Genomic DNA, 12203 nt, shown 5'->3' with positions numbered 1-12203 from the left:
TCTGATTTGATAACAGAAAATTCCTGTAATCCAAAAAAAACCGGTATATACCTCCAGAACAGCTGTTTGGCTGATGGGAGAAATCATTAATATTACTTTTGGTCGTGCCGTTCTGCGGAGGCTTGGTGAGGCCGATGGCATCGGGGTGGAAACCGGTACGGAGTCTGTGCATTTTCGCGGTTTCGAGGAATCTGCATGCGCTCTCACATAATATGGTCCGCCCGGCAGGTCGTACCCGTGCCTACCGACGGTATTTTGCTGGTTATTTATGGTAATCGGCGGTGGTGCCCGGTTCATGATCTTCATCAGGTGTCCGGTGCAATATATGAAGACAGACCGGAGGGCCCACAGCGGATGCCATACCAGGCCCGCCGCAGACGGCACTCCACCGGAGATACGAGAAGCATGCAGAACGAGGCAGGGGCGGATCCAAAACAGAGAAAGAACATACGGCAGGGGGCTGCCGTGAGCATCGTCATGAAACAGGACCAGCGGACCGGGAAGCTGACCGAAGGGACTGTCAGGGAGATTCTCACCAACTCTTCGTTTCACCCGCACGGGATCAAGGTGCGCCTTGCCGACGGCAGGGTTGGGAGGGTGCAGAAGATCCATGTGGACGATGAATAGGGAACTTCGCCTGATTTTCAGAAAAACCCTAAAATCTATTTTCGATCGTTATCCCGGCATTCCGGCGACGAAGTAAAAAAGAATTGGGGGATCACGTCAACAGGATAAAAGGGGCGGCGGCGGGGTCGCCAATGGTAAAGGTGGTGTAGGCATCGTCAAATCCCGCATCCTCTGTGGAAACCCGTACCCATGCCTCGTACTCCCCGGGGGGGAGATCTGCAATGTACATCGGCAGTGAGTCACTGTCCCCATCGTAGGGGAGCATCTTTGTTCCTATCTTTTTCCAGTTGGTGTCTCCGGTATCGCGGAAGTAGACGATCTCGTCCATGTCGTAGTCACCATTGTAGACGATGTTCCACCCGAAGTCGAGGAAGCTGGGGTCCTGGCCGATCACAGTGAAGTCCGTCACCGCTACGGTGGCATTGATCAACCCTTCCGGAGTAAGCCCGGGGATCACTGAGATAATCGTCTTGGGGAGCTGTTCAACGGTGAAGCTGCCTTCCTGGTTCTGGAATGAGACGGATGAAGGTTCGGCAAAGAGGCTGAAGTTGAGGGGTTTTATCACAGAATCATTGATACGAAGGGTGAATTGTGTCTCCCATGTCTGTTTGATGGTGATGTTGCCGACATCGAAGTGGAGGGATGCAGGGGCACTACCGTCCTCCCCTGTCCACATCTCCATCTGGTCAATGTCGAGCGCGTATCCCGGGAGGTGATCAGTGACGATATGCGGGTCTGTCGACCAATTGTAAAAGTCGATCGTTGTCGGGGGAACGTAGGCGAGGAGTTCGCTTGCCGTGTAGTCGACCCCCTCGGAAAGTTCACCGGCAAAGCTCAGGTCGACGACGGTTGAGACACCCGCCTCGCGGAGCAGTTCGTCCCTGATCTTCTGGAATGCCAGTTTGAGCTGTTCCTCGTCACCGGCATAGTAGAATTGTCCGCCGGTCTCTTCTGCCAGGCGCTGGGGGACGAGATAATCGCTCGAACTGCTCTGGGGATAATAAATGGTAAAGATCTGGATGTCGTTTGCGAGGGCATAATTCACCATGTTCTGGTTCTCCTCGGAGAGGTCGGCGAATTCATAGTAATTCACAGACCCCGGACTCAGGGTATTGTCATCCGGGTCGACCGTCATCACGGCTCCCTCTGCAAAGGGATCCCCAAAGTACCGGTAGTTGTTCTGCATCAGCACTACAATAGCCCTGACCGAGCTGGCGGTAGCATTATTCTCGAGATACTGTATGGACTCCTTGAGTCCGAGCCTGAGGGGTGCGCTTGCCTGGCCGCTGTCATCCTTTTTGACGGGGACGGTGTTCCACAGGGCATTGTGCAGGCCGTTCCAGTTGGTTTCCGGGGTATAGGTGAATCCATAGTCAAGGGTTGAAAAATCATCATATACGGTGATGCCGTTTCCCGGATAGTGTGCGTCGGTGTAGTCCTCATCATCATTTCCATTCCCGTCCTTGCCTACATTTTTCTTCCAGTTGAAGGTGATGGGGAGATCGAGCAGATCGGCGGTGCCGGACGGGAAGACGGATGTATCCGTTGTCATATCGCTATAGCTGAGAAGGGCCACCCTGTCAAGGCCCGGGGTAAACCCGATCTCTTCGTTTGCACTCCCTCCAACCAGAAACATTGCCGCTTCCCTGGCCGCTTCCATGCGGTCCCTGTTGGACTTGCCTTCGTCCAGGAGCATATCTTCGCCCCTGTCCAGACAGAGGACAACATCGATGGGGAGGTGGTGAAGCAGTTCATTGCCATCCCCGATGAGGCGGATGGTCACGTTGAGTTCATCGCCGGGGGCGACTGCATAGTCGGAGACTTCGGTCTCGACCCTGAGGTAGGGATAGTTTCTCCACGTGACCACAGAAGATTTCTGAGTCTCATCGTTCCACATCACTGTTACCGTTGTATTGCCGCGGGCAAAGGGATCGAAGTCTTCTTCGCCGTGGACGGGGAATGTGCCTCCCTTGAAGTAGACCGTCGCAATACCATCCTCATCCGTGGTTGCGGTGATCGCAGACTGCGTCCACCCGCTGTTGCCCGTGAGGGAAAGGGCGGGATCTGCGGTCATGGGCGATGAACTCCAGGTATCTCCGCTTGTTACCCAGAAGGAGACCGTCTCACCGGCAACACCGATCCCGGCCAGGTTGAAGACCCTCCCCTGGACAGCGATGGTCGCTGACGGATCCACATCGGCGCTTGGGAGGTTGATCGGATTGACGGTGATGGCAAAGGAGGCCCCCTCCCCCCCGATGAAGGTGAGGAGCTGTGACGTGTTCACATCTCCTGCTGTTGCAGTAAGGGTGGTATTGCCGATTCCTGTCTTCGGGCCGTAGGTCATGTGCGCCAATCCGTTGATGTTCGTTACAATGGTGGTGGTCTCGTTGAGGGTGGTGGTGGCCACCACCTTGTAATTGCCGATGGGGTTGCCGAACCGGTCGGTCACAAGATAGCGGATATCGAAGAAGCTGCTGCCATCCGCGAGACATTCATATGGTACCGGGTAAGAGGGGACCGTTACGATGTACGGCGTAATGGCGGCAGGATTTTTTTCTCCGATAATGGTGAGGGTGATGAACTTCTGGAGCGTTGAACCAATACCGGGGTCTACCCGTACGGTAACAGATCCTGCGGTCTCCGGTGCCTGGAAGGTAGCCACACACTTCCCGTCCGCCCCGAAGGGAACGGTAATATAGTCCACCGTTGCGCCGCCGTCGACGAATCCTGCCCCTTCGGCAGCCACCTGGAACTCAACCGTTGCACCGGTCTCGTCGTTGATTGTGTTGCCATAGACATCCTTCATCACGACGGTGATAGGGGTGGTGGAGGCAGCCTGTATACCCGCTGCGAAGCTGATGGGCGAGGCATAGGCATAGGGATCCGACGGGATCACCCGCACGGTGCTGGTCCTGGTCAACGCATCATGCTGTGCGCCGGCACTATACTCGACCGTGACGGCTATGGTGGCATCACCCGCATGGGTCGAAGTGAAGACCGTCTGGTACGTGGCGGTCGTGGTCGATGTGACACTGAGGTGTCCCGATGGGTCCTCGGTCTGACCCAGGTAGGTGAAGGTCACTCGCTCTACATTGACGGTTGCATTGGTAACCGTCGCCTGGATGAGTACTCCCTCATCACCGGCAGTAATTGTTGCGCTTTCGGGGAGTATTGAGATCTCGTCTTCGGTCAGTGCCGCCGCTCCACTCGCGACAACACATAGAAGAACAAGGAGTGCCCCCCCGGCACGCCAGCAAGATCTGTGCATGATCATCAGTTTTGGATGATAGTATATAATTGTAATGCATATTTGCATATCGTGAACGATAGGCATATATAGGGACGTTCCGGGAGCATGGATCTGCGATGAAATGGGCATATCCCATATAAATGCTTGTGATATTCTGGCCAATTATTATAAGCAGAAATCCTATTTTGGGCTCAATATGGCCTCTTTGTGTGTGTTGTTGATGAGTGATGGGGATTTGCCAAGAAGGGGAAAGGATATTTCCCTGCATGAAAACTTTTAGGATGTATATAATATTTTGCCTGATTTTTTGGGTATTTTTTGAGCTGTTTCTCCTCTGTCTGAGCGGGAATGGTACCTTTATCATAGGGAAATGGGCACATTCTCCCTCTCCTCAGTAACGTGCCGCAATGCCTGCAGGGGGGTTCCTGATGCTTTGGGGCATCTCTTTCTCCTTCCGGTGCCATCTGACGGGAGACAACACCGGGGTGATGGATGATGTGGTAGGTGTCGGTGATGGGCCTGCCGGGCTCCCGGATTCATGGAGCGGTAAGGGCAGAGAGAGAAAAGGGAAACAACCGAAAAAAGAAATAAAAAAAATGGGGTTTCAGGTCAGTCGGATATACACATCGTCATTGACATCGCCGACCGCAAACGTGAGGTAGGCATCGTCGGTTCCTGCATCCTCCGTTGCCACGTGAATGCGTGCCTGGTACTCGCCAATCGGAAGGTCGGCGATATAGATGGCGGATGAATCCGTGGCGCCTTCAGGCGGCAGGGTGGAGATGCCCACGGTCTTCCATGTCGGGCCGGGTTCGTTTTTGTCCTTGATGGCGAGCTCCTCTGTCATGGGATAGTCGCCGTTGTAGGAGATCTCCCATCCGAGGTTCACGAAGTTCGGATCCTGATCGGTCACCTCGAAGCTGGTGATCGCAACCGTCGCATTGATGAGCCCCTCGGGCGTAAGGCCCGGGATTACCGTGATGATGGTGGATGGGAGCAGTTCCAGGGTACGGCCGCCGTCCTGGTTTTCGAACTCCACATACGACCCGTCGGCAAAGAGGCTGAAATTGACCGGCTGGTTGATGGATTCGTTGATGCTGAGTGTAAACTCAGTCATCCAGGTCTGCTTGACGGTGACGTTGCCGACGGTAAAGGTGAGGGAGGTGGGATCGCTTCCGTCAGCACCTGTCCACATGTCCGTCTGGTTGATGGAGAGCGGGTAGCCCGCAAGGTGTGTGGTCGGCGTGTATCCATCTACCGACCAGTTATAGAAGTCGACAGCCGTTGGCGGTACGTAGCCGAGGAGTTCGCTTGCGGTGTAGGTGAAGTTCTCGGGAAGGCCGGCGAAGTTCAGGTTGACTTGGGTGTTGACACCGGCATCACGAAGGAGGTTGTCACGGATCTCCCGGAATGCCTCGATCAGCGCTGCCTGGTCTGCCGCAAAGTAGTATTCGCCACCGGTTTCGTTGGCAAGTCTCTGCGGGACCGCTTCGTCGCTGACGGATGCACCGGTGGGATAGTAGATGGCGTAGATTTTGATACCGTTATCTGCGGCGTACCGGGCCATGTTCTGCTGTTCTGCTGAAAGCCCGGCGAAGGGATAATAGTCCGATCCGCCCTTCGGGAGCGTATTGGAGTCCGGTGCGACTGTCATGACCGAGCCGTCGGCAAACGGGTCGCCGAAGTAGCGGTAGTTATTCTGCATGAGAAGCACGATTGCCTTTACGGAGCTGGAAGATCCCTGCGTCTCGAGATACTCGACGGAGTCTTTCAGCCCGCGTCTGAGCGGTGCGCTTGCCTGTCCCGTATCGTCCTTCTTGATGGGAACAACGTCGTTGAGAACGTCTTCAAGGGCACTCCAGTCCGTTGCATTGCCATAGCTGAAGCCATAGTCCAGGGTTGCGTAATCGCTGTATGCGGTGATGGCGTTGCCGTAATAATGGGCGTTGGTATAGGTTTCATCATCGCCCGGATTTCCATCCTTTCCGACGTTCTTCTTCCAGTTGAAGGTCGTGGGGACCGTGAGTATGTTGGCCGTTCCTGCTGGGAACACCGAAGTGTCGTTGGTTGTGGGATCGCTGTATGAGATGAGCGCCACGCGGTCCATGCCGGGTGTCAGGCCGATTTCACCGGTCGTTCCGCCGCCGACGAGGTACATGGCAGCCTCCCGTGCCAACTCCATCCTGTCCCTCCCGGTTTTGTCTTCAGTAATGAGCATATCCTCGCCACGGTCGAGGCAGAGGACCACATCGATGGGGTTGTGGCTGAGGAGTTCATTGCCGTCTCCTATCAGGCGGATGCTCACATTGAGGGTATCACCCGGGGCGACCTGGACCTCTGAGACCTCGGTCTCCACCCTGAGGTACGGGTAGTTTCTCCAAGTGATCAAGGGTGAAACCTTGGACTCGCTGTTCCACATCGCAGTGATGGTGCAGCTTCCGCGGCAGAAGGGATCAAAGTCTTCCTCTCCCCTGACCGGGAACGAGCCGCCTTTGAAGTAGACGGTCGCATACCCATTGACATCGGTCGTCGCGGTCAGCACGGAGGTGTGCGTCCACCCGCTCTCGCCCGTAAGGGAGATGCCGGGATCTGTGGTCATGTTGTTTGAACTCCAGATGGTTCCGCTGTTGATCCAGAATGTGACGGTCTCCCCTGCGACACCGGTCCCGTAATCATTGAAGACCCTGGCCTGTACGGCAATCCGGGCCGAGGGGTCAACATCGCCGCTCGGGAGATTGTTCGGGTTGGTGGAGACGGCGAAATCCGTCCCCATCCCTGCGGTGAAGATGAGCTCCTGCTCGTGGGTGATGGTGCCTGCGACAGCTGTTGCCGTTACGTTCCCCAGTGCGATCCTGCGGCCATATTCCAGTCGTCCAAGGCCATTGTCATTGGTGAAGATGGTCTTGGTCTCCCCGAGGGTCGTCGAGAAGTCCACCTGGTAGTCGCTGATGGGATTGCCGTATTGATCGCGTACCAGATAGCTCATATCGAAGTAACTGCTTCCGTCCGCCGGACATTCATAGAGCACCGGATAGTGGGGTACCGTGACGATATATGCAGTGATATCTGACGCGATTCGCTCCGCCACCATATCGATGACGACGAGGCGCTTAAGGTATGAACCCTGTCCCGGGTCAACCAGTATGATTGCAGGACCTGCAATGGTTGATGACTGAAAGGTCACAATGCACTCCCCATCTGCGCTGAACGGCACATTTACATGCTGGGATATCGTCGCCCCGTCGACGAACCCCGTGCCTTCTGTGGAGACCCAGAAATCGACGGTATCTCCGGTCTCATTATTGATGGTATTGCCGTACATGTCCTCCATCAGGACGGTGATCGGCAGCGTCTGGGTCACCTGCACCTCGTCGGCAAAACTTATGGGAACGGTATAGGCATAGGGGTCGGACGGGATGACCCGGATGCGGCATGTTTTTTCCGTTGACCGGAGAATGCCGCCATCGAGATACGTCACGGCAACCCTGATATCCGCGTCACCGGCGAGGGTTGATGTAAATCTGCTCTGATACGGTGCCGAGGTGTCGGTTGCCACACTCAGGGTACCCGATGGGTCGCCCGCCGCACCAAGGTAGCTGAAGGTGACCCGGTCGATGGTGGCCGAGGCATTCTCTATTGATACAGTGATGAGGGCGCCCTCATCGCCGGCGGTGATTATTGTGGTATCCGGGAGGACAGAGATCTCATCCTCCGTCAGTGCCGCTGCGCCGGTAACAGCGACCAGGAGGAAGACAAGGAGTGCCCCCACTACACACCTGAAAGATCCATACATGATTTATGATCTTTCCCAGATGGGTATATAACGGTATTGCACATTTGCCTATCGGAACAGATATGCAATGCATGTAAAAATGGCGCTTTCTTCTTCCATTTTTGAAAAGATGCTCATTTAGACATATAAGTATTTTCTGCGCAGATAGAAATATTTAAATATAATAAATGCCTGTGTGGGGGTGTCGGACCCGTATGCGCGGGGTTTTTTCCGGCGGCCGCCGGGATAGATGGCGGCGATATATCTGGGCTGCGACGGGAACAAAAAATGGTGCCATACATAGGTTTGTCGGCGCCCGGGTTCTTCCCTGTTGGTGCCTCATGAGAGGTTGTCCCGGACCCGCGGATTTCAGGACGTTAATCTTCTTTTTTCAGGCGCCCGACTGCAGCCTTGCCTGCCTCAAACGCCTCTGCAAGGGCGGTCGGATGGCCCCTGATGCCGCCGTACCTGTCCATGGCACCGGCGGTGATATTGTTGTCCGGGGGGTAGGAGAGTCCGTAGCCGTTGAAGAAGGCGGTGATCACCGGTTTGGCATAATCGAAGATGTCGGCCCTGTCCATCCCTGCTGTGCCGATGAAAAAGCCGAGATGGGACGCCCGGTGTTCCTTACTATATGTGACCTTCTTGAGCTTCTCCTTCAGTGCCCACATGGTGTGGGCCCGGTCGATGAAGGACTTGAGTTCGGAAGTGATGGACATCGAATAGATGGGGGAGGCAAGAGCGACGATGTCGGCCTCCGGCACCTTCTGGGTAAGGAGGGGGATGAAGTCGTCCTTGATGACGCAGACTCCTGTCTTGTGGCAGGCGTTGCATCCCTGGCAGGAACGGTAGGTGAGCGTGCTGATGACGACTTTTTCCACCTTCGCCCCCGCCTCCTCCGCTCCGGCGAGGAAACTGTCCAGCAGCTGTTCCGTATTGCCCCTGCGGTGCGGGCTTCCCGAGATCCCGAGTACGCGTACAATCATTCCTTCTCTCCTGTATATTCCTGTGCCAGCCTTCCCTTTATTTCCCGGATGACGGTGCGGCCGAGCTCTCGTGCCTCATCGGGTGCTGTCGGGTGGGCGCGGAGCTCTCCCTTATGATCGACATTGTTGATCATGAGGTACGAGATGTCTTTGTTTTTAATGTCCATGACATGGAAGAAACACTTCACGGACGGGATGAGGGCGTCAAAGACATAGTCCCAGTCCTGACCGGCCGTTGCAAGAAAGACGCCCAGACGTTTGCCGTGACGTTCAGGGGGGACGACCGGCAGCCGGAGGACGTATTTTCTGGATCGGAGCACCTGCATGCGGTCGACGAGAGCCTTTGCCTGGGCGCAGAGTCCCATGCAGTAGACGGGGGAGGCCATCACCACGACGTCCGCATCGATGATCTTCTCCAGTATCCAGTTGAGATCATCGTCCTCGATGATGCAGCGGTTCAGCTTCTCGCATGCGTTACACCCCCTGCAGGGGCGGATCTCGATCTCGTCGAGTGCATGTTTCTCGATGGCCACGTCGCCCTCGCTTTCCATTCCCTCAAGGAGGAAATCGAGCAGATCCTCGGAGTTCCCGTGTCGGCGGGGACTGGTTGCGAAGGCGAGCACCTTTACTCCCATTGGCGGATTGTTCGCCGGAATGTTACTTTAGGGTTTCCAAGAGTTTGTGGGGGCGGTCCTCGTCCTGGCGACAGCCATTCTATGCGGCATCGGGGGGATACGCTCGTCAGCGCAACATATCGCGGTTGCTGCCGGGTAGGAATGCATCAGAAAAGGGGTGATACGCTCCCCGGGGCCCTTGTGGGGTATGAAACATCGGGGGGGAGTTCATCACATCCCGGGAGCATGTCGTTGATAAGGGAATTGGGGGTGAGGGCACCGCCTGCGGGCTGCCGTGCGACGATCGTCTTCGTCTGTGCACGGTTTATGTCCGCATGTAGTAGACCTGGCGGGCGTCCTGGAAATTGAATTTCCTGACGACCAGTCCCTCGTCGATGAGTCTGCGAAGTGCATTTCTCACCGTCCGGGGGGCCCAGTTCACCCGGTCGGAGATGTCCGAGAAGGTTCTCGGTTCATGGTCCTCGAGAATGTCGAGAACCGACTTTGCCGAGCTCGGGAGTTTGGTGTCCATCCCTGCTGTCTGGGTAATCGCTGCCAATACTTCATCTGCGTTGGTAATTGCTGCCATGGTACATCACTTCGATACACTTGATTGGTGTTCGTGTCGTCGTCGGTCAGCTCTGTGGGTCTCTGGCCCTCGCCGCACCCTTCGGGGGTTCGCGGTGGCGGCTGTTCACTGTAGAATATTTTGTCTTACAGTCTGAGATCACTTAAGCTTTTCTGCAAATTCGCGCATGAGAGCGGGATTCCCCCAATGTTCAAAATCTCGCAGAACCTTCCATTTACCTCGATTGAATTGGAATGATTCCGGGAATTCGAACGAAGGTCCCGATTTGGTAAGCGATAATGTGTCGGGAATTGCATACTGTTTGCCTTCCCAGTCCGTCCTGCTTTCGGGACACAGTTCCACCCTTTCTCCCGCCGCAGCGGGTCCGGTGCCGGGTATCCGGCATGATGTAGGGGACATTTCCCGCGTGCATCTCCCACCGGTGTGCCGGTTTCAACCGGGATGGGAGTGACACGACATTTGTCATCCTATACTTGTTCTACCCAGTATATAATGGTTGCCTGAATGTTCGTATGACTACGAATGAAGATATCTGATAATCTGGCGGAGAATCGTAAAAATACAAAATAATCTTTGAATTATACCAATTGGTCAGTACAGGGTATAATTCAGGCTCCAATGGGGGGACGGGGAATGCCGCATCCGTTTTCTTTATGCCATATGTCGTTCAGGTGCGCGCTCCACGCGGACAGGGCGCTGGGTGATGCCGGGGGTATAGGAAGAGAACAGTTCGTCCAGGCGACTGCCCTTGCCGCGGCCGAATGTTTCGTACAGGATGAGGAATTCCCCGGCAACCCTCGGGGGCAGACCGGTAATATCGAGGATCTGGTCCGAATTATAGCCCCGGGCATAGAGGACGATGGTGTCTGCGAAGAGACGATACGCTTTTTTGACATTATGTTCGGCAGTTTCCAATCCGTATTGCAACCTCGGAGGGTCCGTCCCCCTCCAGATAACAGCGGATGCAGCGGGTATACAGCGTCGGCATGTGACCCATCTCCTGCACCCATCCACGGGTGGGGACGAATATGCCGGAACGGCGCATCTCCTTCACATCGCGCTGGATGGTGCGCAGGGAAGTGGTCAGGAGGAGGGCAATATCGGCCTGGGTGAGAAGTCCTCCCTGGTCATATGACTCGTTTGCGAGGCGAAGGAGTTTATATCGGCGAAGGCCGCTGAGTCCCTCTTCCCTCAGTACATCCGCATCGTCGGGGTGGGAGACGGTCAGTTTCACCGGAATGGTTGCGAGGTCATCCATCGTTCTGCCGGACGATTCCCGTAGATCCACGGCCTGATAGATGATCTGCTGATCCCCCCGCTGCCACCCGTAGTACTCCTCGGCAAATTCGTGCATCAGGTGCACCAGCGACCGGCAGACCGGACGGTCAAAACCGTACTCCTCCTCAAGCAGGCGGAGCAACTGATGTTCCTTGGTCTTCAGCCACGCATTCTTCAGCGCACTGAAGTCATTGGTCAATGGTGGCATACTCCCCGCATTACTGAGGTGATTGGATGCATGAGACGATAAACCCCACGACATATGTCGTGTCAATAATACGGTGCCGGGGTGCGGGCAAACCGGGAAAAAAAGGGTGTCGGGTCAGGGCTCCCGGAAGCAGAGATACCAGTCCCTGCATTCAAACCCTTCTTTGAGTCGTTTTTCCGCCGCTTCCTGGGTAGCCGGCGGCGGAACGACGACTTTGTCGCCCGGCTGCCAGTTGGCGGGGGTGGCGACGCCCTTCTCGTCGGTCATCTGCAGCGCCCGGACCAGCCGGACGATCTCGGGGATGTAGCGGCCATTGGAGAGCGGATAATAGATCATCGCCCTCATGATTCCCTCGGGGTCGATGAAGAATACCGCCCGAACGGCCGCGGTCGTACTCTGGCCGGGATGAATCATTCCGTACATCCGTGCCACGTTCATATCGAGATCGGCGATCACCGGGAACGGAATTCGTACCCCAAACTTCTCCTCGATATTGCGCACCCATGCGATATGGGAGTGCACGGAGTCGATGGAGAGTCCGATAAGCTGTGCATTGAGCGATTTCAGTTCGTCAAAGGCCCCTGCAAAAGCCATAAATTCCGTCGTGCAGACTGGGGTAAAGTCTGCGGGATGGGAAAAGAGGACGACCCACTGCCCCCGGTAATCCTCCAGTTTTTTTGGCCCGTGCGTCGTGACGGCCTCAAAGGCAGGTGCCTCCTCTCCAAGGATCGGAAGGCTCCTCTGCTCATAATAGTCCTCATACATTTCTTCGTCGTCGCACATGGTTCCTCCTTTGATATGGATTTCCAGTCTTCTGTGAAATATTTGGTAATATCTGCTGCCCGGCAAGGGGCTGTTTTCTCACCACGCCCGGGACAT

General features: G+C 55.6%; 10 protein-coding genes. 1 reads left to right on the top strand and 9 read right to left on the bottom strand.

From position 1 onward, the window contains the following. Positions 1 to 405 precede the first annotated feature (405 nt). A complete protein-coding gene (locus tag AZH53_RS08370; protein WP_319643059.1) occupies positions 406 to 627 on the top strand; it encodes a YwbE family protein in 222 nt (73 codons plus the stop codon). Positions 628 to 718: 91 nt separating this feature from the next. Here AZH53_RS08370 and AZH53_RS08365 read toward each other — a convergent pair whose 3' ends face one another. From AZH53_RS08365 to AZH53_RS08325, 9 genes are all read right to left on the bottom strand, one after another. Further along, on the bottom strand, positions 719 to 3895 hold the full coding sequence (locus tag AZH53_RS08365; RefSeq protein WP_319643058.1) for a vWA domain-containing protein: 3177 nt from the start codon (positions 3893 to 3895) through the stop codon (positions 719 to 721). Between the two features lie 173 nt (positions 3896 to 4068). Beyond that, positions 4069 to 4341, bottom strand: a complete 273-nt coding sequence (locus tag AZH53_RS08360; protein WP_319643057.1) for a hypothetical protein — start codon at positions 4339 to 4341, stop codon at positions 4069 to 4071. Positions 4342 to 4481: 140 nt separating this feature from the next. Beyond that, the gene (locus tag AZH53_RS08355) at positions 4482 to 7670 is read right to left on the bottom strand and encodes a hypothetical protein (RefSeq protein ID WP_319643056.1); all 3189 of its coding nucleotides are present in this window, start codon (positions 7668 to 7670) and stop codon (positions 4482 to 4484) included. Between the two features lie 356 nt (positions 7671 to 8026). Further along, positions 8027 to 8635 carry a flavodoxin family protein gene (locus AZH53_RS08350; RefSeq protein ID WP_319643055.1) on the bottom strand — a complete coding sequence of 203 codons (609 nt, stop codon included), beginning with the start codon at positions 8633 to 8635 and terminating at the stop codon, positions 8027 to 8029. After that, a complete protein-coding gene (locus AZH53_RS08345; RefSeq protein WP_319643054.1) occupies positions 8632 to 9270 on the bottom strand; it encodes a flavodoxin family protein in 639 nt (212 codons plus the stop codon). The genes AZH53_RS08350 and AZH53_RS08345 overlap by 4 nt, the downstream gene beginning before the upstream one ends. Before the next feature lie 304 nt (positions 9271 to 9574). Then, positions 9575 to 9838, bottom strand: a complete 264-nt coding sequence (locus AZH53_RS08340) for a MarR family transcriptional regulator (protein ID WP_319643053.1) — start codon at positions 9836 to 9838, stop codon at positions 9575 to 9577. Positions 9839 to 10489: 651 nt separating this feature from the next. Next, positions 10490 to 10753: a hypothetical protein gene (locus AZH53_RS08335; RefSeq protein WP_319643052.1), complete on the bottom strand. Its 264-nt coding sequence runs from the start codon at positions 10751 to 10753 to the stop codon at positions 10490 to 10492. Next, a complete protein-coding gene (locus tag AZH53_RS08330; protein WP_319643051.1) occupies positions 10734 to 11324 on the bottom strand; it encodes a DUF1670 domain-containing protein in 591 nt (196 codons plus the stop codon). The genes AZH53_RS08335 and AZH53_RS08330 overlap by 20 nt, the downstream gene beginning before the upstream one ends. Positions 11325 to 11438: 114 nt before the next feature. Beyond that, positions 11439 to 12107: a peroxiredoxin gene (locus tag AZH53_RS08325; RefSeq protein ID WP_319643050.1), complete on the bottom strand. Its 669-nt coding sequence runs from the start codon at positions 12105 to 12107 to the stop codon at positions 11439 to 11441. Positions 12108 to 12203 lie beyond the last annotated feature (96 nt).

Source organism: Methanovulcanius yangii, assembly GCF_018687785.1.
Taxonomy (GTDB): Archaea; Halobacteriota; Methanomicrobia; order Methanomicrobiales; family Methanomicrobiaceae; genus Methanovulcanius; species Methanovulcanius yangii.
This window is presented reverse-complemented; position numbering and strand designations above follow the sequence as displayed.

Excerpts from the sequence above, each read along its gene's own strand:
- AZH53_RS08340 (WP_319643053.1), bottom strand. The coding sequence starts at position 9,838 with ATGGCAGCAATTACCAACGCAGATGAAGTATTGGCAGCGATTACCCAG.
- AZH53_RS08370 (WP_319643059.1), top strand. The coding sequence starts at position 406 with ATGCAGAACGAGGCAGGGGCGGATCCAAAACAGAGAAAGAACATACGG.
- AZH53_RS08350 (WP_319643055.1), bottom strand. The coding sequence starts at position 8,635 with ATGATTGTACGCGTACTCGGGATCTCGGGAAGCCCGCACCGCAGGGGC.
- AZH53_RS08355 (WP_319643056.1), bottom strand. The coding sequence starts at position 7,670 with ATGTATGGATCTTTCAGGTGTGTAGTGGGGGCACTCCTTGTCTTCCTC.
- AZH53_RS08325 (WP_319643050.1), bottom strand. The coding sequence starts at position 12,107 with ATGTGCGACGACGAAGAAATGTATGAGGACTATTATGAGCAGAGGAGC.
- AZH53_RS08345 (WP_319643054.1), bottom strand. The coding sequence starts at position 9,270 with ATGGGAGTAAAGGTGCTCGCCTTCGCAACCAGTCCCCGCCGACACGGG.
- AZH53_RS08330 (WP_319643051.1), bottom strand. The coding sequence starts at position 11,324 with ATGCCACCATTGACCAATGACTTCAGTGCGCTGAAGAATGCGTGGCTG.
- AZH53_RS08360 (WP_319643057.1), bottom strand. The coding sequence starts at position 4,341 with ATGGCACCGGAAGGAGAAAGAGATGCCCCAAAGCATCAGGAACCCCCC.
- AZH53_RS08365 (WP_319643058.1), bottom strand. The coding sequence starts at position 3,895 with ATGCACAGATCTTGCTGGCGTGCCGGGGGGGCACTCCTTGTTCTTCTA.